The 23,782-nt window shown below is 33.7% G+C and carries 21 protein-coding genes; 5 read left to right on the forward strand and 16 right to left on the reverse strand.

The window, feature by feature from the left end:
- Window positions 1–159: 159 nt before the first annotated feature.
- The 15 genes from ACKGJN_RS05715 to ACKGJN_RS05785 all read right to left on the reverse strand — a co-directional run bounded on the left by ACKGJN_RS05715 (window position 160) and on the right by ACKGJN_RS05785 (window position 16,800).
- Window positions 160–1,173 carry a hypothetical protein gene (locus ACKGJN_RS05715; protein ID WP_409538490.1) on the reverse strand — a complete coding sequence of 338 codons (1,014 nt, stop codon included), beginning with the start codon at window positions 1,171–1,173 and terminating at the stop codon, window positions 160–162.
- Window positions 1,103–2,137 carry a pseudaminic acid synthase gene (pseI, locus tag ACKGJN_RS05720; RefSeq protein ID WP_409538491.1) on the reverse strand — a complete coding sequence of 345 codons (1,035 nt, stop codon included), beginning with the start codon at window positions 2,135–2,137 and terminating at the stop codon, window positions 1,103–1,105. Before pseI ends, ACKGJN_RS05715 begins: the two co-directional genes overlap by 71 nt.
- Window positions 2,138–2,163: 26 nt before the next feature.
- Window positions 2,164–3,117 carry a GNAT family N-acetyltransferase gene (locus tag ACKGJN_RS05725; protein ID WP_409538492.1) on the reverse strand — a complete coding sequence of 318 codons (954 nt, stop codon included), beginning with the start codon at window positions 3,115–3,117 and terminating at the stop codon, window positions 2,164–2,166.
- A gap of 14 nt (window positions 3,118–3,131) precedes the next feature.
- Window positions 3,132–3,689, reverse strand: a complete 558-nt coding sequence (locus ACKGJN_RS05730; RefSeq protein ID WP_409538493.1) for a GNAT family N-acetyltransferase — start codon at window positions 3,687–3,689, stop codon at window positions 3,132–3,134.
- A gap of 9 nt (window positions 3,690–3,698) precedes the next feature.
- Window positions 3,699–5,012 carry an aminotransferase class III-fold pyridoxal phosphate-dependent enzyme gene (locus tag ACKGJN_RS05735; protein ID WP_409538494.1) on the reverse strand — a complete coding sequence of 438 codons (1,314 nt, stop codon included), beginning with the start codon at window positions 5,010–5,012 and terminating at the stop codon, window positions 3,699–3,701.
- A 100-nt stretch (window positions 5,013–5,112) separates the two neighbouring features.
- Window positions 5,113–5,883, reverse strand: coding sequence for a cytidylyltransferase domain-containing protein (locus ACKGJN_RS05740; RefSeq protein WP_409538495.1), 771 nt, complete (start codon window positions 5,881–5,883; stop codon window positions 5,113–5,115).
- Window positions 5,874–7,268: an aldo/keto reductase gene (locus ACKGJN_RS05745; protein WP_409538496.1), complete on the reverse strand. Its 1,395-nt coding sequence runs from the start codon at window positions 7,266–7,268 to the stop codon at window positions 5,874–5,876. The genes ACKGJN_RS05740 and ACKGJN_RS05745 overlap by 10 nt, the downstream gene beginning before the upstream one ends.
- Window positions 7,269–8,534: a UDP-4-amino-4,6-dideoxy-N-acetyl-beta-L-altrosamine transaminase gene (pseC, locus tag ACKGJN_RS05750; RefSeq protein WP_409538497.1), complete on the reverse strand. Its 1,266-nt coding sequence runs from the start codon at window positions 8,532–8,534 to the stop codon at window positions 7,269–7,271.
- A 64-nt stretch (window positions 8,535–8,598) separates the two neighbouring features.
- On the reverse strand, window positions 8,599–9,612 hold the full coding sequence (gene pseB, locus ACKGJN_RS05755; RefSeq protein WP_409538499.1) for a UDP-N-acetylglucosamine 4,6-dehydratase (inverting): 1,014 nt from the start codon (window positions 9,610–9,612) through the stop codon (window positions 8,599–8,601).
- A gap of 65 nt (window positions 9,613–9,677) precedes the next feature.
- The gene (locus ACKGJN_RS05760; RefSeq protein WP_409538500.1) at window positions 9,678–11,111 is read right to left on the reverse strand and encodes a lipopolysaccharide biosynthesis protein; all 1,434 of its coding nucleotides are present in this window, start codon (window positions 11,109–11,111) and stop codon (window positions 9,678–9,680) included.
- A 125-nt stretch (window positions 11,112–11,236) separates the two neighbouring features.
- Window positions 11,237–12,634, reverse strand: coding sequence for a UDP-glucose 6-dehydrogenase (locus ACKGJN_RS05765; RefSeq protein WP_409538501.1), 1,398 nt, complete (start codon window positions 12,632–12,634; stop codon window positions 11,237–11,239).
- An 85-nt stretch (window positions 12,635–12,719) separates the two neighbouring features.
- Window positions 12,720–13,091, reverse strand: coding sequence for a four helix bundle protein (locus tag ACKGJN_RS05770; RefSeq protein ID WP_409538502.1), 372 nt, complete (start codon window positions 13,089–13,091; stop codon window positions 12,720–12,722).
- Between the two features lie 194 nt (window positions 13,092–13,285).
- Window positions 13,286–14,566 carry a nucleotide sugar dehydrogenase gene (locus tag ACKGJN_RS05775; protein ID WP_409538503.1) on the reverse strand — a complete coding sequence of 427 codons (1,281 nt, stop codon included), beginning with the start codon at window positions 14,564–14,566 and terminating at the stop codon, window positions 13,286–13,288.
- A gap of 114 nt (window positions 14,567–14,680) precedes the next feature.
- Window positions 14,681–15,682 (reverse strand): SDR family oxidoreductase, encoded by a 1,002-nt coding sequence (locus tag ACKGJN_RS05780; protein ID WP_409538504.1) that lies wholly within the window; start codon window positions 15,680–15,682, stop codon window positions 14,681–14,683.
- A gap of 257 nt (window positions 15,683–15,939) precedes the next feature.
- Window positions 15,940–16,800 carry a sialate O-acetylesterase gene (locus tag ACKGJN_RS05785; protein ID WP_409538505.1) on the reverse strand — a complete coding sequence of 287 codons (861 nt, stop codon included), beginning with the start codon at window positions 16,798–16,800 and terminating at the stop codon, window positions 15,940–15,942.
- A 111-nt stretch (window positions 16,801–16,911) separates the two neighbouring features.
- Between ACKGJN_RS05785 and ACKGJN_RS05790 the strand changes: the two genes are divergently transcribed.
- The 5 genes from ACKGJN_RS05790 to ACKGJN_RS05810 all read left to right on the forward strand — a co-directional run bounded on the left by ACKGJN_RS05790 (window position 16,912) and on the right by ACKGJN_RS05810 (window position 22,332).
- The gene (locus tag ACKGJN_RS05790; RefSeq protein WP_409538506.1) at window positions 16,912–18,765 is read left to right on the forward strand and encodes a carbamoyltransferase family protein; all 1,854 of its coding nucleotides are present in this window, start codon (window positions 16,912–16,914) and stop codon (window positions 18,763–18,765) included.
- A 1-nt stretch (window position 18,766) separates the two neighbouring features.
- On the forward strand, window positions 18,767–19,834 hold the full coding sequence (locus ACKGJN_RS05795) for a hypothetical protein (protein WP_409538507.1): 1,068 nt from the start codon (window positions 18,767–18,769) through the stop codon (window positions 19,832–19,834).
- A 79-nt stretch (window positions 19,835–19,913) separates the two neighbouring features.
- Window positions 19,914–20,765, forward strand: coding sequence for an SGNH/GDSL hydrolase family protein (locus ACKGJN_RS05800; protein ID WP_409538508.1), 852 nt, complete (start codon window positions 19,914–19,916; stop codon window positions 20,763–20,765).
- A complete protein-coding gene (locus ACKGJN_RS05805; protein ID WP_409538509.1) occupies window positions 20,765–22,189 on the forward strand; it encodes an MBOAT family O-acyltransferase in 1,425 nt (474 codons plus the stop codon). The genes ACKGJN_RS05800 and ACKGJN_RS05805 overlap by 1 nt, the downstream gene beginning before the upstream one ends.
- Before the next feature lie 2 nt (window positions 22,190–22,191).
- Entirely contained in the window at window positions 22,192–22,332 is a 141-nt protein-coding gene (locus tag ACKGJN_RS05810; protein ID WP_409538510.1) for a DUF5989 family protein, read from the forward strand.
- Between the two features lie 528 nt (window positions 22,333–22,860).
- Here ACKGJN_RS05810 and rfbA read toward each other — a convergent pair.
- A complete protein-coding gene (gene rfbA / locus ACKGJN_RS05815; protein ID WP_409538511.1) occupies window positions 22,861–23,742 on the reverse strand; it encodes a glucose-1-phosphate thymidylyltransferase RfbA in 882 nt (293 codons plus the stop codon).
- Window positions 23,743–23,782 lie beyond the last annotated feature (40 nt).

Consider the following 23,782-nt stretch of genomic DNA (forward strand, 5'->3'; position numbering starts at 1 on the left):
TAAAAAGGGAAAAAAGATTGTATTTGATGTAATGACTAAAAGAAAGTATAAATGTCCCAGTGGAAAGCCCAAAAAGAGCATTTTAACAGGTGAAAATTAATAATAAAAGTGCATCCTCTTACTATTTAATTAGCAAAATAAAATTTTTTATTTATATTTTTAAAGTAAATTACCGACATTTATTTCAGGAAAAAGCTTCTTTAATGTAATATTTGACGTGCTACCAAAACTATACAAAATCACAGGTACACTATTTCTCTCAAGAAGATAATATTCTATTGGAAGCTCGGTTTTTAATTCTGGATACCCTAAATTATCAGGAAAATTTTTATGAGGTTTAAACCAAATCTGCAATCCACGATTTTCTGCATAAATCTTTTCTATTTTTTTTTTATAAATTGAATAATCCATGTTTATAGATGAAGGTACACTTCCCAGTATTATTATTTCCTTAGTATTTATTCCAAAATCTCTAAGCTTTAAAATATTTCTCCAATTTTTCAAATTTGTAATTTCCACTTTTCCTTCCAAGTTGGTTAGAGAATCAAATAAGGTAAATATTTCAAGTTGACCGAAGTTTTTTAGATCATAAACTCTTAAAGTTTTATATAATAATTTATAAAAAGTGTTATTGGGATGAGGGAAATATCTTGCGGTATTAAAAATTTCGGTAAATTTTTTAAAAGAAGAAGTGCCTTCATCAGTAAAAATAAGCCTTCTAGGCTTTAAATACTTATATATGATTCGACCTTTTACACCGCCAGAAGTTGAAATCAAATAAATCTTTCTGTTTCCATAATTAAAATAAAACCATAAATTGAAGAAATGTAGATTAATGAAATCATTTTTAAAGGGGGTATTGAAATGAATGAATTCTACATTGGTGAAATATTTTCCAAATTCCTTGAAGAGAAAGTCAATGGCTTTCTTCTCCTGAGGATGACTATTTGGATAAATGAATATTAAAAAAAAATCATTATCAAATCTTTTAACAACTTCCAAGGCAAATAAAAAATCAATTGGTCTCGCTATTAATATCAGACTCTGTGATTCCATTCTCAAATTTCGATTAACTGAAATAAATTTAAATTTTGCTGTAGATTTAAAAATTGCCCGTTTCCAACCTGCTCCCTTTAAATATGTCTGCATTAAATTTTTTTCCCAATATCCCATTTAAATATTTTGGATGTAGCCCAAATCCTGGCCTAATAGATTTTACATTTTTTTCGGTGATAATTTCTCCAGCTTTAATATCCTCCACAACATACAAAGACCGGGAAAAATCCCTGCCTTTTTTTTGTTTTTCGGTTAAGGTATAATCTACTTTTCCAATCGCTTTTTCTGCCTCTCTTACCGCTTTAACCATTTCAGTAAATTCCGTTTCATCCATGGAAAAAGAAGCATCGGGACCGCCAATTGATTTATCCAGGATAAAATGTTTCTCTATAATCTTGGCCCCAAAGCAGGTAGCAACTATAGGTACAGTAGAACCCATAGTATGGTCAGACAAGCCGGAGATCACTCCATAGCGTTCCGCCAGATCTTTTACCATAACCATATTGGCTTCATCAATAGGTGCCGGATAAGAGGAAGTACATTTTAATAAGGCTATATCGGTATTCCCCATCCTTTTACAGGCATCCAAAGCCAATTCTATATCTTCCTGCCCGGCAATTCCTGTTGAAATTATAACCGGTTTTCCTTTAGAGGCAACATACTCTATTAATGGTATATCAGTGATCTCAAATGAAGCGATTTTGTAGGCAGGAGTATCTAAATCTTCCAAAAAATCTACCGCAGTTTTATCAAAAGGTGAAGAAAAACATATTAAACCCTCTTCAGCTGCTGCGTCGAAAATTGCTTCATGCCATTCCCAGGGAGTATAAGCTTCTTCATAGAGATTGTAAAGGTTTTTTCCTTCCCAAATGGTACCTTTAAGTAGAAAATCAGTTTTATTACTATTAATTGTCATCGTGTCCGGAGTATAAGTTTGTAATTTAATACAATCAGCTCCGGCTCTTTTTGCTGCTTTTACACTTTTTAATGCAATATCAAGATTACCATTATGGTTTGCTGAAAGTTCAGCAATAATAAAAACTGGTTCGTTACCTCCGATACTAAAATTATTAATCTTCATATTATTTCTTTTTATTTCAAAACTCATTAAAACCATTTATGAAAAGTATAAAATGTATTTACTAATTTGAAATTATACTCCTCGTGTATATTTTGAGAAATTATATTTTTATCCACTAAAGTACTATCTATAATATCTACACCATCATTAATGGAAGATAAAATAGCAGCTTCAAAAAGCTTTTTACCAAGACCTCGCTTTCTGAATTTTTTGTTAATAGCCAAGAACTCAAATTTGGAAAATTTCAAATTTGGAAATTCAGGAAGGTTTGGAAGGCTATAAATAAATGTACCAGCTATTTCATTATCTTCCTCAATCACAATCACCCTATCTTTTGAAAGAGGATTCAATGCTGTTTCTATCCATTTTACATACATTGCCTGGACCTTTTCTGTCTCAAATTTATTGTCTAAGAACAAGTGAGATTTTTCAAAGGTGTTACTCAGAGCAATTGATTTGATTTGTGTAATATCCTCCGGGTTAGCAAATCGGTATTTTGTGCTATCAAATGTTGGCTCCATTAAGTTGAGTTTTCTCAAATTCCTGTATGTTATGCATTCATAAAAAATGTAATTATTCTTCTGTAATGCTTCAGAAACATCAAAAAAGTTGCTGTCAATTTTTGTAATTGCAACTTTTATATTTTGCTCATTTATCCAAAGATGGAATGAATCAATCAACAATAAAGCACCGTTTTTACTATTAATGTAATTTTCATTCATAAGAAAATAATCAATTTTAGCAACTTTATATCCAAAATGCTTACTATCCCATTCAGATTCCCTAAAACCAATAAGCCCACACAATTCATTTTTTTCAACTATAAAAATAACATGACCGGTCTCTACATATTTTAAAAACCTTTTCGTTTCTAAATTTAAAGCATCTTCCTGTTTTAAGTAACGATCTGATAAAAATCTTCCAAATCGTATTTTGGAAAAAAAAATTGAAATTTTTTTTTCCAAATCTTCACTATCCATATGTTTTTTTAAAATCATCTTTCTTCAAATTTCGAATGAATAACTACATCTATATAGCTTCCATTAAAAAAGCAATGTTCTTTTAAAATTGCTTCTTTGATATAACCAGCATTTTCAATAACCTCATATATAAGCGGTCGTAAGTCAAAAGCATAAGTAAAGAGCTTATGAAAATTTAATTCTTTAAATGCTATTTGTTCTATTAGCTGTAAAAAAAAAGTCCAATGCTTAGAAAAATAATCTTGTTCTAACTCAGTATTCATAATAAATGAAACTTCTGCATTTTTGTCTGTCCAATTTATATGAACTAATCCTCCATAACCAATACAAACATCATTTTGCAGATATGAAAACAATATTTGCTTAGGTTGCTCTTCATCAAAAAGTTTATTTATAACTGTATTAAAATACAGCTCCTGATTTTCTTCCGTAAGCGGTTTATCCTGTCTTAAATGATAAATTTGCTCATTCCTCCATTTTAAAATAGACATGCGGTCTTCATATCGTATGGGAACTATAGAAAATTCACCTTTAGAAAATATTTGGTTATGTAAAACTTTATAAAATTTCATTGATAACGCTTAATTTAGTCTTTTAAACCCTCCATGACAAATAGGTCCGTCTAACAATTCGTTTATATTCAATATTTCAGATTCGCATTTGGCAATTGTTGCATATACATGATCTAAAGCTTCAAAATATAAATTTAAATGATCATCAGTATGTTCTGTACAGGCATAAAAATGGGTACTTGCTAAAAAACCTTTTTTCAACATTTCTTGGGTAATAAATGTCTTATATGCAGGGGCATTAGGACTGTTAAAGCCGTAAGTAGTCATTGCCGAAATTCCTGAAACTGTAATATCCAATCCATGTGAATTTGCGAGGTTTTGCCAACCCTTTTGCATTTTACTACCCGTTTCTGTAATAAGATCCCAGGACTTTATACGTTCCATTACCTTTAAGGTTGCAAGAGCAGCAGTAGGCCCAATACGTTCTGTCCAAAACGTACTACTTATAAACGTCGATTGAGCAGCTTCCATAATTGATTTTTTACCTACTACTGCGGTTAGTGCATAACCATTTCCTAATGTTTTCCCAAACATGGCCATATCCGGCTCGACATCAAATTTTTGAAAAATACCACCAAAAGTTTCTCTAAATCCCGAGGAACATTCATCAAAAATTAATACAATGTTTTTTTGAGTTGCCAAATCCCGAACCTTTTGTAGAAAGTTGTTTACAGGTCCAAAATTTCTAATAACTTCCATTTTAATTACCCCGATATCATTCTTTTCAATAATAGCCAGAAGTTCATCGTAATTATTATAGTTAAACGGAAAAACAGTATCCTTTAAATTTTTAGGTACTCCATTCGGGCTTAAGCCGGGAAGTAAATGACCCGAGAGCTCATCCCCTTCATTGTGATTTGCCGATAAATACCAATCATGCCAACCATGATAACCGCAAATAGCTACTTTATCTTTACCAGAGGCCGCACGAGCAATTCTAATGGCAATTGAATTTGCCTCCCCTCCAGTACGTGCAAACCTTACCATATCTGCCCATGGGTTAATCTCTATTAATTTTTCGGCTAAATATACTTCTTCCGGGCAATTTAAAGTACTCATATTTCCTTTCCTAACTGTTTCAATCACGGCATTATCAACCTCATCATTACCGTACCCTAAGGTATTAGTGCCAATCCCCATAATAGACATGTCTAAAAGTTCATTACCATCTAAATCCCATACTTTACAGCCTTTAGCCTTAGAATAATACGATGGCCAGTGGTCTGGTAAAAACATTTCCGGGCGCTTTGAAAGTAACATCGTTCCTCCAGGAATCAATGTTTTGGCTTTTTCATATAATTTTTGTCCTGTACCTTGTTTCATATTTAGATCTTTATTGTTTTTTTATTGGTCTCCCGATAACTACCGAGAGTAATTCGCATATCTTCATTGGTGTTTGCTTCAAATTTCTGTTATGCTCATTTCATTTTAAATCATTTTTTAAAGATTTTTGATACCCTTCATTTCTGATAATTTCTGCATTTATTTCAGAAAGTTTATTATCAATAATATATTGAGTGTATTCTCTCCAACTTTTCTCAGTGCCTAAATTTGAGATTAATGTTTCTATGACCTTAAAATCAAGTTCTTCATCCACGGTCATCCTTATATTAGAAAAGTCTTTTTCACATGGGTAGTTTTTAGCGCAAAATAATGTGCCACCCAAAACATCAGAATTGTTACGGATGTAAGGGGTTACATGTTCCCTTTCCGAACCCAATTTTGCTTCCTTCCATGCCTTCTCCAATGCACTAAATTTAAAAACTTCTACATCCTGACCATCGGGATATTGGTTCTCAAAACCATTAGAAACATAATCGACATTATTAAGTTGTGCAAATTCTACAACCTGGTCAACTAATTCCGGATCTATAAGTGGATTGTCAGAAGTAACCCTTACGATCCAATTGGGTTGATAATTTGAATCTAAAACTGCCTGATAGTACCTGTCCAGCACATTATTTTCAGAACCGCGGAAACTGTCGAAACCCCAGTTACTTACCAGATTTGCAATTTCCTCATCTTTAGCTTGAGTTGTAGTAGCAACTATAATTTTGTTTATCGCTTTACATTTCTTCAAACGCTCAAGATGAATTCTCAGCAACTCCTTGCACTGAACTTTTTTTAATATTTTACCGGGAAGTCTTGTACTCCCCTTCCTGGCCTGAGTTATCAAAATGACTTTTATTTCCATAATGAAGGATTTAATAAATCTTTATTTTTTATTTTAATGGAATTAATTTTATCGATTGTACCTGGCCTTATTTTATAATTTACAGACTTAATATTGTCTTTTAATTGCTTTATAGAATCGATACCAATTAGCACATTATCTATAATATTTTGAGAAAGACAATAACTTAATGCCAATTCAGAAATAGAGGCATTGTCTTTTTTGGAAATATCTGATAAGAGGATTAATTCATCTTTTAATTTTTGAACAATTTCCTTTTGATCATTAATATCTTTAAAAAATAATCCTTGTAAAAGCGCTGATCTTGTATGAATAATTTTTCCTTTGGCTTTTGCTCTTTTTAATATTTCACCTCTTAACCTATTATTATCAAAAAGATTAAAAGGCAACTGGATTATGTCAATTTCATCATTTAAAATAACCTCCTCAATCTCCTCATTTGTATAAACCGATACACCCAAATATTTAACTTTTTTATCGGATTTTAATTTCCTTAAGACATCGAAATTGTCAATATTAACCTTATAGCTTGAAAAACTATGAAAAAGCAAGGCGTGTAATTGATCAACTTTTAAATCATTCAAATATCCATCTACCTTTTCATCAATATTCACATCCGTTTGATGTGGTAATTTTGTAATAATTTTAAAATTTTCAGTTGGATGTTTTTTATGAAATGCACCAATTACATGATGTGCATCGCCATAAGCCTCTGCTGAATCCAAAATTTCAATGCCACTTTCAAAAGCATATTCTAAAATTTTGATGCTATTTTCTAATGAAATTTTACCTGAACTATTACTGATACCATATGGTAACCCCATCTGTACAGTGCCTAGTATTATTTTTTTTAAATTACTATCCTTATTTACTAAAACCATTCTGACAGAATTACATGTTTCTCCTTGGTAAACACCTGCATTTTCTATCGTTCGTTCAATTCTAAATCCCATTTTTTTGTACAATTCTAAAGCATCAATATTTTTTTCAATTACTCCTAAGGAGATTTTGGTAAACCCCAATTCCTGAAAACAATAATTTATCACCCTTAATGATGCTTCCCTTGCATATCCTTTACCCCATTCATTCTTCGCGCCAATCATTATTCCATATTCACCTGATTTTTGAATTTTATCAACCGGATCAATTTTGATATTGCCAATATGCATATTTGAACCTTTTAAATGAATAGCCCAAAATAGGATATCCTTTTTTTCTTGTTCTTCCAGATAATCCTTTAATTGTTCAATTGAATAGTTCCCTCCGGATTCTAAATATTTATAAACGGCTGGATCATTCATCCAGTTTACATAACGCTCTGACAGATGTGCAGAAGTAAGGGGACGTAGCACTAAACGCTCGGATTCCAATGTATTTGCTTTCATCTAACTAAAAAATTCTTTGATTTTTCTAATAACGAATTCTTGTTCATCATTAGTCAAAGTTGGATACATCGGTAAACTAAGGCAATGTTTATAATAGTTTTCAGCATGCGGCATATCACCTTCCTTCCAACCAAATTCCCTGTAATAAGGCATTAAATGGCAAGGGATATAATGTATTTGCGCAAAAATATTATTTTCACGTAAAAAATTGTATAAGCCTAATCTGTATTCAACTTCAATTACATATAAGTGATAGGCGTGACCTTCCACAACCCCGGATTGCCCTTTAATAAAATCCTTCCCTTTAAATTCCTTCAAATAGGTCGCAGCAATTTCTTTTCTTTTTGCTAAACCTCTGTCTGCCCTTTTTAACTGGCTACTACCCAAGGCTGCCTGAAAATCAGTTAAGCGGTAATTATATCCCAGATCCTGCATTTCCATGTACCAGTTAGGGTAGATTGGGGATTCGGGATTCGGGATTCGGGATTCGTCTAAACCTATAGCGAATTCGGGTGTATTTTTGTATTTACCTTCATCTTTTACAATTCCATGTGTCCTTAATTGAAGGAGTTTTTCATATAATTTATCATCATTGGTAGTGATCATTCCTCCTTCCCCACAAGCAATATGTTTTACGGGATGAAATGAAAATATTGCCAAATCTGCAAAATTCCCGTTTCCACAGTTCTGTTTTTTTGCATTACTGTCTATAAAATGTCCGCCGGGTGCGTGACAGGAATCTTCGATAATCCATAGATCGTATTCATTTGCCAGGTTTCTAAAAGCTTCCAAATCTACTGCCCTGCCGGCGAAATCTACAGGGATTATTCCTTTATAGGTTCCTTTTGGAGATGCCTCCAGAAGTTCCCTCACTTTTTTAATGTCAAGCAAATAGGTTTGAGGATCAATATCAGCAAAAACAACTTCCCCGCCACAATACCTCACACAATTGGCCGAAGCCGCAAAGGTAATAGGCGTAGTGATTACTTTATCACCTTCCTGCACATTTAAAGCCATTGCGCATAGGTGCAAAGCAGCGGTACCGTTTGAAACTGCAACAGCATATTTGTTCCCAACATACCCAGAAAAAGCCTCTTCAAATTCAGCTATTTTTGGTCCCTGAGTTAAATAGTCAGATTTCAGGGTTTCAATAACAGCCTGAATATCTTCTTCGGTTATGTTCTGTCGGCCGTATGGTATCGGGCCAAGGTTGCCTGCTACCTTGAAACTTTGATCCGCTTCTTTATTTCTATTTTCAAAATTCATTTTTTTTACTGTTAAGTGTTAGCTGTTTCACTATTTTCCGTTGAAACTTCATTCTTCACCTATACTAAACTTCAAATGTTGGATCAACATGTTCTGTTATCAAACTCCTTAGATTTTCAATGCTTTCCCATTCTTCGTTTTCAGCAGAATTATACTGAAATCCGGGTTTTACTTTTTCAGCTTTGAAATTATCGATAAACTCATCTAATTTCCATTTATGATTTGAAGGTAAAATAGTGTAGTATTTTCCTAGGTCATAGGTATAATAAGAATCGGATGATGTTATCATTTCTTCGTGGATTTTTTCACCGGGGCGAATTCCTACAACCGGCTTTTCACATTCCGGGCCAATAGCTTCAGCGACATCGGTTATTTTATAAGATGGTATTTTAGGAACAAAAATTTCTCCACCCCAGGCGTGCTCTAATGCATGCATGACCATGTCAACACCACCTTGCAAGGATATATTAAACCGGGTCATGGTAGGATCAGTAATGGGTAGGATACCCTCTTTTCTCTTTTTAAGAAAGAAAGGAATAACGGAACCATTTGACCCCATAACATTCCCATAACGTACAACAGAAAATTTAATTGGATTCCATCCGGTAATATTATTAGCAGCCACAAATAATTTATCCGAGGCAAGTTTTGTAGCTCCATATAAATTAATGGGTGCCGCAGCTTTGTCAGTTGACAAAGCCACCACCCTGGAAACCTCAGTTTCAAGACAAGCATTAATAATATTCTCTGCGCCCATAATATTTGTTTTTACACATTCCATAGGGTTGTATTCTGCTATGGGAACATGCTTCATAGCTGCAGCATGAATAACATAATCTATTCCTTTTAAAGCTCTTTTAACCCTTGCTTCATCCCTTACATCTCCAATAAAAAATCTGATTTGCGGAAATTTATTGGAAGGATAATCCTGTGCCATTTCAAATTGCTTCTGTTCATCTCTGGAAAAAATCACAAGTCTTTTTATATTTGGATACTTACCTAAGATATGTTTTGTAAGGGCTTTCCCCAAAGAGCCAGTACCGCCTGTAATTAATATGGATTTATCGTTTAATTTCATCTTCTCAATTCTTAAATTAAATTTGTCTTATTTATTTCCTAACTTTTTTATTCAATAATTTATAATCATTTTTTCAGTACGATTTTCCTTAAATCTCCGATACTGTTAAATTTAAAAATCCATGCAAGAAGAAAATAAACTCCTCCCCCTACAGTTAAACCGGTGATTATTCTAAAAAAATCTAGATAATTAACAAGTAATAAATCTAAATACAAGATTATACCCCCGCACAACAGGGAAAGCAAAATGATTGGGATTAGATCCTTTATCTGTTCCCATGCGGAGTAGTTAATAAATTGATCTGTGTAATATGCGTGTAAAAAAAATGTGGTGAAACTAACTATTACCTGAGCATATAATAAACCAAAAATACCAAATTGAATTCCAATTATAATTCCTATAATAGTTATAACTTTATTAATAATAGATATCTTTAAAAACAAATCACTTCTTCCTTTAACTTTAAGTACATTTAGGTTATAAGTATGGACCGGGTGTAAAATTCCGGAAATACACAATATTTGAAAATACGGAACCGCCGGTAACCATTTTTCAGTAAATAAAAACCTAAAAATTGGTTCGGCCAATACTGCCATCAAAATAAGAATCGGAGCAATCACAAATACTACCATCTGCATTAACTGCCTATAAACACGTTTTAATCTAACATTATCTTCCTGAATTGCCGCAAACATAGGAAATGTCACTTTGTTAAGCGCATTGGAAATATTTGTTACAGGTAATTTGGTAGTTGAATCAGCACGAGTATAAAAACCAACCTGTGCAGCCGAAAAATATTTACCTATAATTATTATATACAAATTTTGAAAAATTTTATTTAGTAAGTTAGAAAGCGTAAGTTTATATCCATAATTAAAATGATCTTTAAATTTTGTGAAATTAAAGGTAAGGTTTGGCATCCATTTAGTATAAAACCATAGCTGGGAAACACTAATAACCGAAGTAACTATTTGACTCCATACTAAACTAAAAACCCCATACCCCATATAAGCCATAGCAACACCTACTCCCCCACCAATTAATGTGGCCGGGACCGTCATCAAGGCCTGAACTCTAAATTCCATATTCTTTGTAAGACGGGCCTGCTGAACGGCGCCAAAACCTGAAATTATAAATGTTAAGCAATACAGTCTTATTACTGTAATTAATATGGGCTGATCATAAAAATTTCCAATTAATGGCGCTGAAATATAGATTATTACATAAATAACAAAACTCGCAAAGAGATTGAAAAAAAACACTGTGGAATAATCATCCTCATCCAACTCCTTGCTTCTTATTAAGGATTGAGTTAAACCTCCATCCAACAATACCATTCCAACGCCAAAAAATATTGAAATCATCCCAATCAAACCGAATTCTGCAGGTAGAAGTATCCGTGCCAAAATCACGGAAACAATAAAACCTATTAATTGATGACCGAATTGCTGTGCAAATGTCCAGATCAAACCAGAAATAGCCTTTTCCTTTAAGGACATTTAAGTACTATAATATAAATTGTTCATAATTATTATATCATTAGAGAAGTTCTATTTAGCAAATTTTAAAACATACTATGTCTTAAATTTTTGCTAACAAAACTTCAAATTTAAAATAAAGAAAATCAATAGCCACCAATCGAATAGAACTCAAATCCAATTTCTTCTTTCGTTTTTCGATCCAATAGTCGCCTACCATCAAAGAGAAAGGCGGGTTTTAACATATTCTCATAAATTGCTTTCCAGTCCAGATTCTTAAATTCATCCCATTCGGTTAAAATTGAAACGGCATGGGCATCTTTACAAGCTTCCTCAGCGGTGTTCACCACTTTTACCCTGTTGCGAATTTCCTCACTGCTATGTGTGCCTAAATATTCCAGATCTACATAGATCTGTTCAGCTTTCACTTTTGGATCATACACCACTACATCTGCCTGTTCATTCAGTAAATAATCGGTCACATATATAGCGGCAGACTCCCTGGTATCGTTGGTGTCTTTTTTAAAGGCCCACCCCAAAATTGCAATTTTCTTTCCTGAAACAGTGTTGTATAAGGTTTTCACCATATTGGATGCAAACCTTCTTTTTTGGTGATCATTCATAATGATGACCTGCTCCCAGTAATCGGCCACCTCAGTAAGGCCAAAGGATTTTGAAATATACACCAGATTCAAAATGTCCTTTTGAAAACAAGAGCCTCCAAAACCGACTGAGGCTTTTAAGAATTTAGGTCCAATCCTGGAATCCATCCCCACCGCCTTCGCTACTTCATCCACATCGGCTCCCGTTTTTTCACAAAGCTCACTCATTGCATTAATGCTGGAGATACGCTGCGCCAGAAAGGCATTTGCCGATAGTTTTGATAATTCAGAAGACCAGACATTTGTAGTTAAAATATTTTCCTCAGGTACCCAATGGGCATATACATCAACCAGTGCCTGTACTGCATCCAGTCCTTCTGCTGTGTCAATGTCGCCTCCAATCAATATCCTGTCCGGATTTTGAAGGTCCTGCACCGCAGTACCCTCAGCCAGAAATTCAGGATTTGAAAGAATTTGAAAGTTAACCCCGTTCCCGGTATTGTCCAGAATATTTTTTAAAGCCTCTGCCGTGCGCACCGGCAATGTAGATTTCTCTACTACTATTTTATCGTTTTTCGAAACCCGTGCAATTTGTCTTGCACATAGTTCTATGAATTTTAAATCGGCAGCCATTCCCTTTCCAATCCCGTAGGTTTTGGTGGGCGTATTTACCGAGATAAAGATCATATCTGCCTTATCAATAGCTGCGTCAACATCTGTAGAAAAGAACAAATTCCTTCCGCGGGCTTCCTTGACTATATCAGACAATCCCGGCTCGTAAATTGGAATATTCTCAACATCTTCATCATTCCATGCCACGATCCTCTTTTCGTTGATATCTACAACAGTCACGTTTATTTCAGGACATTTTTGAGCTATGACAGCCATTGTTGGCCCTCCTACGTAACCGGCTCCTATGCAGCAAATGTTTTTTATCTTCATTGTTGGTTAATTGGTTAAATGGTTAATTGGTTAAATAGTTACTTAATCTTCAGGTCGGATTAACTATTTAAAAATTAACTTCCATTTATTCATTAGTTCTATTTCTTAAATATTTGATATAACCATTAATTAGCTTCAGGCATAACTCCACTTTATTCCGGAGTGTTTTAAGAACATCTTCTGAAATATATTCGCAATCTTTTGCCTCAATTCCATGGTCTAATATTTCAGCTACCGATCCTCTTGCGTTCAAAAGAAATTTAATATTCTCTTTGTAATGATATCTTCCCCAACCCTCGGCAATGTTTGCAGTGCCAGACCTCGCTGATCTCAATAACTGGGAATATAATTCAAAACGTTCGGTTTTTGGCAGTTTAATTAAAATCTCCTTCTTTACAAAAAGCTTTAAACTATAGCATTCTTTCCAACAATCCAAAGTCTCGAAATTAGAAGCCATATTTAGTTAATTGGTTAAATGGTTAATTGGTTAAACGGTTGAATAATTATTTGAACTGGTACAATCTAATTAACTAATATCAAATTTACTAATCCCTATTTAACCAATCACAAATCACAAATCACAAATCACGAATTAACCAATCCCGAATTAACGAATTAACGAATCCCAAATCACAATTCCCGAATCAACGATTATAGTTTCTTATCGCATTTGTCACCAAGAACTCCCTTAACATCATAAACAACCGTACTTCCATTCTTAAACTTATCCAAATCCAATTCTAGGAATTCCTTATGAGAAACAGCCAAAACCACCGCATCAAATTTTTCATTTGGCATCGTCTTAAACGTTTCCAGTCCATATTCGTGTTTCACTTCTGCCGGATTGGCCAAAGGATCGTATATAGTAACATTTGTTCCGTATTCCTTAAGATTCTTGATAACATCCACCACCTTCGTATTTCTTACATCCGGACAGTTTTCCTTAAAGGTAATTCCAAGAACAAGGATATTTGCGTTTTTTACCTTCAGGTCATTTTGCAACATGAGTTTAACAACTTCTGAAGCTACATATTGTCCCATTGAATCGTTCATTCTTCTTCCTGCAAGGATAATTTCAGGGTGATACCCCAATTCCTGTGCTTTTTGAGCCAGATAATAAGGATCCACTCCTATACAATGCCCTCCTACAAGTCCTGGTTTAAATGGTAAAAAATTCCATTTTGTGCCCGCTGCTTCCAACACGTCCTGGGTATCGATATCCATCATATTGAAGATCTTTGCCAGCTCATTAACAAATGCGATGTTGATATCGCGTTGAGAATTCTCAATCACCTTGGCGGCTTCAGCAACTTTAATAGTTGGAGCCAAATGGGTTCCCGCGGTGATAACCTGAGCATACAAGTCATTGACCCTTATTCCGATTTCCGGCGTTGAACCTGCGGTAACTTTTAATATTTTTTCAACCGTATGCTCCTTATCACCCGGATTGATCCTTTCCGGAGAATAACCGGCGAAGAAATCTACATTGAATTTAAGTCCGCTTTCTTTTTCAAGTACGGGAACACATTCATCTTCTGTAACACCTGGATAAACAGTAGATTCATAAATTACGATATCTCCCTTTTTCAATACTTTTCCAATGCTCGCGCTACTTTTATACAGAGGCGTAAGGTCGGGGCGATTGTTTTTATCTACCGGAGTAGGAACTGTGATTATATAATGATTGCAATCTTTTATATCGTCCAGATTCGTAGAACAATAAAGTCCATTTTCACCTGAAGGTTTATCCACCAAAGCCGATTTTAAAAGATCATCTTCAACTTCCAGCGTGCTGTCGTGACCACCTTTAAGTTCATCTACTCTTCCCTGGTTTATGTCAAAGCCTACTACAGGAAATTTGGTTGCAAATAATCTTGCCAATGGAAGGCCAACATACCCTAATCCTATTACTGCAATTTTAATATTGTTCATTTGTTATTTCGGTAATTGGTTAATTTGTTAATTCGGTAATTGGTTAATTCGGTTTAGAAAACCTCCAGGGAAATTGAAATTAACTAAACAATTTCAAAATTCCCCCTTAGGGGGTTAGGGGGCTAAATTTTTCCAATACCACTCCACCGCCTCTTTCAAACCCTCTTTAATTTTAAAATGAGGATCATATCCCAGCAATGTTTTTGCTTTTTCAACTGAAGCTAACGAATGTGGAATATCCCCCGCCCTGTTTGGTCCGTGTTTGATCTCAACATTTGCTATTTCCGGATCGTATTTGGATAAATTTTCTTTTAATAAGGTTGTAAGCTCCAATAAATTTGTCCGGTCACCCACAGCGGTATTGTACACCTGGTTTACCGCATCTTCATTTTCAGAAGTCAGCGCAAGAAGGTTCATTTGGATCACATTATCTATATAAGTGAAATCCCGTGAGTAAGTACCATCACCATTTATCAAAGGTGATTCGTGATTCATCAACTGAATTACAAATTTTGGGATTACCGCAGCATAAGCACCATCCGGATCCTGTTTTCTTCCAAAAACATTGAAATATCGCAATCCGATGGTATTCAGATCATAGGCAGATTTAAAAATATCGGCATAGAGTTCATTTACATATTTTGTGATGGCATAAGGAGAAAGCGGTTTTCCTATCACATCTTCAACTTTAGGAAGGTTTTCTGAATCGCCGTAAGTAGAAGAGCTGGCCGCATAAACAAAGCGTTTTACTTTAGCATCCCGGGCAGCAACCAACATATTCAGGAATCCTGATACATTAACCTCATTGGTTGTAATTGGATCCTTTAAGGATCTTGGAACTGAGCCTAAGGCGGCTTCGTGCAGGATATAATCCACTCCTTTTGCTGCTTTATGGCAGGTTTCAAGATTTCGAATATCTCCTTCTATTAAGATGAAGTTGGGAATGTCTATAATTGCGGCAAGATTTTCTCTTTTTCCTGTAGCGAAGTTATCCAGGCAAACTACTGTTGCACCAAGCTCTAAGAGCTTTTCACAAAGGTTAGAACCTATAAAACCAGCGCCACCGGTTACCAATATTTTTTTAGAACTTAATTTTGAAAATTGTTCTTTGAGCATCAACTTTAAAATTTTTAAATCAGCGGCAAAGATAGTATTTCTTATTTTAGACCTTCCCTTTGAACTCATAAAGAAAATGTAAAATATTTAATAAAAATACGTTTAATAAAGTTCCTAATAGTCTTAGCGCAATTCTAATAGGTTATAACTTCGGAATTGCTGATTATTATCAAAAAGGTGGTTTTTTTAGTTTTATCAGATTAAGAAAGCTTAGAAATAATGAGGAACAACCCTAATTTTGAGGGAAATGAATAAAATTAGATTTCGTTGTTTAAAGCCATAACCCACATATCAGAAAACTTTTCAAAGCCTAAAGTTGAAAAATGGCAATTATCCGGTAATCTATATTTTTTTTCTGATAACAAATCGGTATTTGGTCCGGGGAAAACTATATCCATATCCTGGATAATCTTATTTTGAATTTCTAAAAGGGTAGCATCTGAATCATTTTCACAAATTGAAGTTCTTGATAAATAGATGGGTATTGTAATTCCCCGAGCTTTTAAATTATCAACTAAGATTTTAAAATCTTCGTAATAATTAGAATTTCCATATTTGTTTGAATGGTTAATTTCGCCCTGGTGATAAAGAATAGCATCAACTCTACCATAATCCTTCACCAATTGATCGTGATTTTTTATCAAGTGATTTAAATATGGATCCTTATTTAAATCCTCTATTCTTCTACCTCCATAACCGCTGTTCGAGAAAATCACTTGCTTATGTAAACCACTTTTGATCAATTTCTCACCAACCATCCCCCATACAGAGCCATCATCCCCTGTTGCACCCAACGAGGGATCTTTATAGATGTAAGTTTTTCCATCATGATATTGATAAACCCCCTGCCTAACCTCATAACCAATTTGCCCATGATTCGCAGCGTTTGATTGCCCATAGGTTAAGTAAATTCCAGTTTTAGAATCAATGGGTACATTTTGTTCTTCCAAATTACCTGTTTCAAAATTTCTTTTATCACCTGAATTATTAATGACCTGACTTTTAAGGCTAAACAAAATGTTAAATGGAAAAAATTTATAGTGTCCTGTGGCAATTCCGAAAAAATATACTGCAACAAAAAAACTTAATGCAAAAAATATATAGCGTTTTGTAATCATAAAATACCTTTTTCATTTTTTTGAAATAGCGGTGCGAATCCATATCTTATTTAAATATCAAATATATTAGGTTATATAAATGAAACCTATATTTTTGTTTAAAAATAATAGATGAAAATCTTAGGCATATCTTGTTTTTATCATGATTCTGCGGCGAGTATTATTGTCAATAATGAGGTTATAGCATCCGTTCAGGAGGAAAGATTTACCAGAGTTAAACATACTCCCGATTTCCCAATAAATTCAATTAAATTTTGCCTGGAAGAAACCGGTTTATCGTTGAACGAATTAGACGCAATTATATTTTATGACAAACCTTTGCTTAAATTCGAACGGTTAATAAGTACATATTACGCAACTGCGCCCCAAGGCCTGGTCTCTTTTTTAAGATCAATTCCTATTTGGATAAAAGAAAAGATTTTCTTCAGAAAATTATTGAAAGATCACTTAAAAAATATTGACAAGGATTTCGATCTTAAAAAAGTAAAAATGCTGTTTTCAGAGCATCACCTTTCTCATGCTGCCAGTTGTTTTTTTGTTTCCAACTACGAAGAATCCGCGATACTTACCATTGATGGTGTGGGGGAATGGAGTACAGCATCTATTGGAATTGGAAAAAGCAATAAAATTGAAATTTTAAAAGAGCTATACTTTCCTCATTCTTTAGGTTTGCTCTACAGTGCATTCACCTATTATATGGGATTTAGGGTAAACTCAGGGGAATATAAACTGATGGGGCTTGCCCCTTACGGCAATCCAGAATCTAAAGAAACAAAAGCTTATATCTCAAAAATAAAAGATGAGATAATTGATATTAAGCAAGATGGTTCCATATTTCTAAACCAAAAATATTTTAAATATGCCAGTGGCGGTAGAATGATCGACCATCAAAAATTTGAGACTTTATTTGGATTAAAAGTTAGAGAAGATTCAGATGAAATACTGCAATCCCACTGCAATATGGCCTTTGCAATTCAGGATATTACTGAGGAGATTGTAATTAAAATGGCAAAAGAAGCTAAACGCCTTACAAATTCCAATAATTTGTGCCTATCTGGTGGGGTTGCCTTAAACTGTGTTGCCAATGGTAAAATTCATGGCTTAAATTTATTTAAGAATATTTATATACAACCAGCATCCGGTGATTCCGGTGGCGCCTTAGGAGCTGCTCTTGCTGCAAATTATATGTATTTTCAAAAGGAAAGAGTTTGCACAAATTCTTATGATACAATGAAGGGGTCTTATTTAGGTCCATATTATTCGAATAAGGAAATTCTTATAATGAATAAAAAATACAAGGCAGCCTCGGTTTATCATGAAGGGTTTGAACAAATCTCGCAAGAAGCTGCAAGGCTGTTATCTGAGGGTTTTGTGATAGGATGGTTCCAGGGAAGATCAGAATTTGGCCCACGTGCCCTTGGCAACAGATCTATATTAGCAGACCCGAGAAACACTGAAATGCAAAAAAAATTAAATCTAAAAATTAAATACAGGGAAGGCTTCAGACCTTTTGCTCCATCTGTTCTGGAAGAAGATTATAATGAATTCTTTAAGGGTAATTTAAAAAGTCCTTATATGCTGCTGGTTAAAGAAATTTCAGAAAAAATAAAATGTGACTTGCCGGAAAATTATTCTGATCTAAATTATTGGGATAAACTTTATACGAAAAGAAGTTCGCTTCAATCTATAACCCACGTTGATTTTAGCGCAAGAATTCAAACGGTATCTAAAAATACCAATAAAAAATATTGGACGTTGATTAATGATTTTAAAAAAATCACTGGAGTTGGGGTTTTAGTCAATACCAGTTTTAATGTAAGAGGAGAGCCTATAGTAAACAACCCTGAAGATGCTTATCGATGTTTTATGTCTACAGAAATGGATTATTTAGTGATTAATAACCATTTATACGATAAAAAAAGTCAAACCATTGAAATTAAAAAAGACGTTTTTAAAAATGACTAGGATGAAAATCATCAAATTAATAAAATTGATAGCTGTCAATTTTATCGTCATAATTCTTTTTTTAATGTTGGCAGATCCATTACTAGGTTTGGTATTGGAAGATGATCCCGGAATTTCAAGAGAAATTAGTTTTAAGGAAAATAATCCATTATCATTTGCAAAAGTAAGTTCTTATGATAATAACACAGAGATAGAATTCGTGATCAAACAGACAGATGAGCATGGCTTTATAATTGGGCCCGGCGATACATCAGAGAAAAAAATCGATATAGTGTTCATGGGAGCCAGCACGGTTGAATTAGAAAATGTTCAGGAAAACAAGCGATTTCCATATTTATCTATTAAAAATCTCAATGATAGCTTAAATACTAACTTTGTTTCAAGAAATGCAGGAGTTGGGGGGAATTTATTATCGACGACCAATCTTTTATTAACTACTAAAGTTGTTCCTCTTCATCCTAAATATGTTATTCTTTCTTCATCGTTAATAGATATGATCTATTTATCTAAAAATGAATCATATTGGACAGGATCCAAAAAATATCTAAATAGAAATAATCCAAAAACAGAAACTTTCAGGGGTATTAAAAACATGTTTTTCCCCAATCTATGGTTGCAACTGCGAAAATATATGGGTTTATCAAACGATTTGGAAATTATTAAACAGGCAAAATTTTCGCCCTTAAACAAATCACGAATTTTAGATCAATATGAGAAACAGCTCGACGTTTTTATTAATACCTGTCTTATTTATGGAATTAAGCCTATTCTAACAACAGATTACCATGTACCTAAATTGATAAAGGCTAATTTGCGCAAACAGGGTGTTTTTAATGATAAGGAGAATCAGTTCTATTTAACCGATTTAATTCCATCGTTAAATAATTTGATTGAAAACAAAGCCAAATTATATGATATTCCTTTAATAAAGCTTCACGAGCTAATTGAGCAGAATAAAAATTTTGTCAATAGAAATGATGGCTTACATCTAACAAATACAGGAAGTGAAAAAGTATCAGAAACAATATCAGATTATTTAATCGATAAATTTCAAAATGAAAAAAATTAAGGACTTTCTAATTTCTATTTTAATATTGTTCACAGGACTAATCGTAGTTGAATTAGCTCTGAGATTAATTAACTCAGATATGCGTAATTACAATATAGAAATGTGGAAATATGCCAAAGAACTAAAAACACAGGATCCTGTTCTGGGTCACGTCCATAAAAAAAACAAAGAATCTACACTTCAAAATATTGAAATCAAATTAAATTCCCTTGGGATGAGATCTCCCGAACCTAATCCGGATAAAAAGAAGATTTTATTTATAGGTTCTTCTATTAGTTTAGGATGGGGCATTGAAAATGAGGAAAGCTTTGCTGAAATTTTAAATACAAAATTAAATGAAGATGGTCTTAATTATCAGGTTTTAAATGCTTCAGTGGGTAATTATAACACATTCCGATATGTTGAAAATTTTCTGAGAAATCAAACAGCAATCGATCCTGAGATCATCGTAATAAACTATTTTCTCAATGATGCAGAAATTCTACCAATGGGATCCGGGAATTTCCTGCTAAAAAACAGTGAACTCGCAGCTTCTCTTACGATAGCTATAAAAAAGATGCTAGCCAATAACAATAAGGGCTTGCAAGAACACTATAACGCATTGTATGATCCTGAAAATGAAGGTTTCCAAATAATGGAGAACTCTTTGGCCAAACTAGCACAATATGCTAAAAGCAAAGAGATAAAAGTTTATCTTGTAATGATACCAGATATTCATTTTTTGCAGGATTATCCATTTTTACCTGTTCACAATAAGATGAAGGCAATTTCTAAGAATTATGGGTTTGAATTCATTGATCTGTTTGATACTTTAGAGAATGTCAATTTTGATCAATTACAGATAATTCCAGGAGACTCACATCCTAATGAATATGGACATAAACTTATAGGAAATAAACTTTCAGAAGTTTTAATTAGAGATTTGAAGTAATGCTTTTCAATTCATTTGAATTCCTCATTTTTTTACCAATTGTCTTTCTTATCTATTGGTTATTTAAGGATAATCTAAGAATACAAAACATCATAATTTTAATAAGTTCTTATATCTTTTATGGCTGGTGGGACTATAGGTTCCTTGCATTGATTCTAATTTCAACTATTATAGATTACACTATAGGACTTGGAATTCAAGAAACCAAAAGTAAAAATCACAAAAAAATTCTGCTTTTAACAAGCATAGTGTGCAATTTAGGCCTACTAATGTCTTTTAAATATTTTAATTTCTTTATAGATTCCTGGGTAGATCTACTAAATGGAATTGGTTATAGAACTGAGAATAGCTGGACCTTAAATATTATTTTACCGGTTGGAATCTCCTTTTACACTTTTCAAACGATGTCTTATACTATTGACATTTACAGAAATAAACTAAAACCTACCAGAGATTTTATATCATTCGCATCTTTTGTCTCATTTTTCCCTCAGTTGGTGGCCGGACCTATTGAAAGAGCCACCAATTTTCTTCCTCAAATACTTACTAAGAGAACCTATAATAAAGATCAGGTATTACAAGGTGTACGATTAATTATCTGGGGATTATTTAAAAAAGTGGTGATTGCCGATTCTCTTGGACCCATCGTTGATGAAATATTTGAGACTTCCGAGACTCAAGGGGGCGGGACACTTTGGCTTGGAGCCATTTACTTTGCATTCCAAATATATTGTGATTTCAGTGGTTACTCAGACATAGCAATTGGAACCGCAAAACTTTTTGGTTTTGAATTGATGTCCAATTTTAAATTTCCTTTTTTCTCCCGTAATATTGGAGAATTTTGGAGAAGATGGCATATTTCTCTTTCCACCTGGTTCAGGGATTATTTATATATTCCTATTGGTGGGTCTAAAAACGGGAAATCAAAAGCAATTAGAAATATCTTAATAATTTTTATAGTGAGCGGCTTTTGGCACGGTGCTAACTGGACATTTATTGCCTGGGGAACGTTTCATGCGATTTTGTTTCTCCCATCATTTTTAAGTAATTCAAATAGAAAATTTATAGGTACCGTAGCATTCAATAAAAAATTACCAACGCTAAAAGAAGTATTCTTTATTCTACGGACTTTCATTTTAGTTACAATTGGATGGGTATTCTTCAGAAGTGAAACCCTAACAGATGCTTTAACTTATTTAGGGCAGATGTCCAATCCTTTAAAGTTTACTATTCTTCCAAATATTAAGCTTTTCTTCTATATGATTTTGTTATTAATACTCGAATGGAATATGAGGCATGACGAAAGAAACCCACTGATCTTCAAACAAAAACCTTTAAGAATAATTGTCCTCATGTTAATTATAACACTAATAATTCTTAACTTTGGACGAAATCCACAGCAGTTTATTTACTTCGATTTTTAATTATGAAAGAACTTGCAACTTTTTTATGGGAGAGAAAAAAATTCTGGATGATCCCGGTTATTGTGATACTTGTGTTAATTGGATTTCTGGTACTAGTGGCAGGAAGTAGTGCACTTTCACCATTTATTTACACCTTGTTTTAGATGAAATTACAATCCCATACAGCCATCCTTTCCATAGTCTTTGGTTTTCTGATTATTAATTTTTTTGTGAAATCAGAAATAATCACTTACAGTTTGCTAATTTTAATAGCGGGTAGTTTATTTTCAGAAAAATTCTCCAATTTCATTGAAAATATTTGGAACCGGCTTGCCATAATCTTGAGTTATATTGTTCCCAACATATTATTAATTCTTGTTTTTTATTGTATTCTTTCTCCTTTGGCTTTATTAGCTAAATTATTTAAAAGTGAAACAGATTATCTAACCGAAAATAAAACTCCATCCACTTTCAGAAATTCAAATAGAGAATTCAATAAACAGTTTTTTGAAAAAACCTGGTAAATGAAATTCATCATTTCTCGAAGAATCTGATTACACTGATATGATTAAATACTCTCCAAAGCTCTGTATTCCTAAATTATTTAGCGATCACTTTCTGTAGGAACATAATCTTTTCTTCATCAGATTCTGATTAGTTGAATAATTATAATTAAACACTTTCAACCTGCATCAATGTTTCTTTTTTAGAATTCTCATCAAATAATCCCCGTATTCATTTTTGCTCAATGAAGTTGCCAGTGCTTGCAGTTGCTCCGTGGAAATATATTTTTTGTCGAAGGCTATTTCTTCCAGACAGGCAATTTTAAGGCCTTGTCTTTTTTCTATAGTTTGAATAAAATTTGAAGCTTCCAACATAGAATCATGGGTCCCGGTATCCAGCCAGGCATAGCCCCTACCCAATAATTCTACATTTAACAAACCTTCCTTTAAATAGCATTGATTCACTGCAGTTATCTCGAGCTCTCCTCTGTCACTTGGTTTGATTTGCTTCGCTATTTCAATAACTGAATTAGGATAAAAATATATTCCCGTGACCGCGAAATTACTCTTAGGCTTTTTCGGTTTTTCCTCAATACTGAGAACTTTTCCATCTTCATCAAAATCCACCACCCCATACCTACCGGGATCCTGCACGTAGTATCCAAAAACCGTTGCCAGTTTTTCCTTTTCGGTTTTTTCCACGGCGCTCTTCAGCAAATTGCCAAAACCCTGTCCATAAAAAATGTTATCCCCTAAAATAAGGCAGACCTCCTCTTTCCCAATAAAATCTTCACCTATTATAAAAGCCTGAGCCAATCCGTCGGGCGATGCTTGCTCTTTATAGGAAAAGCTCATTCCTAATCTATTTCCATCTCCCAGCAACTTTTCAAAATTCGGCAAGTCTTCAGGGGTAGATATTATCAATACCTCCCTAATCCCGGCCAGCATGAGCACCGATAAAGGATAGTAGATCATCGGCTTGTCATAAATCGCCAGAAGTTGCTTGGAAACTCCTTTAGTAATTGGATAAAGTCTGGTGCCGGAGCCTCCGGCGAGTATTATTCCTTTCATTTTAAAATACGGATTACGCGGATTTAAATTGGATTACACG

The organism is Gillisia xinjiangensis (assembly GCF_046298265.1).
In the GTDB taxonomy this organism is placed as follows: Bacteria; Bacteroidota; Bacteroidia; order Flavobacteriales; family Flavobacteriaceae; genus Gillisia; species Gillisia xinjiangensis.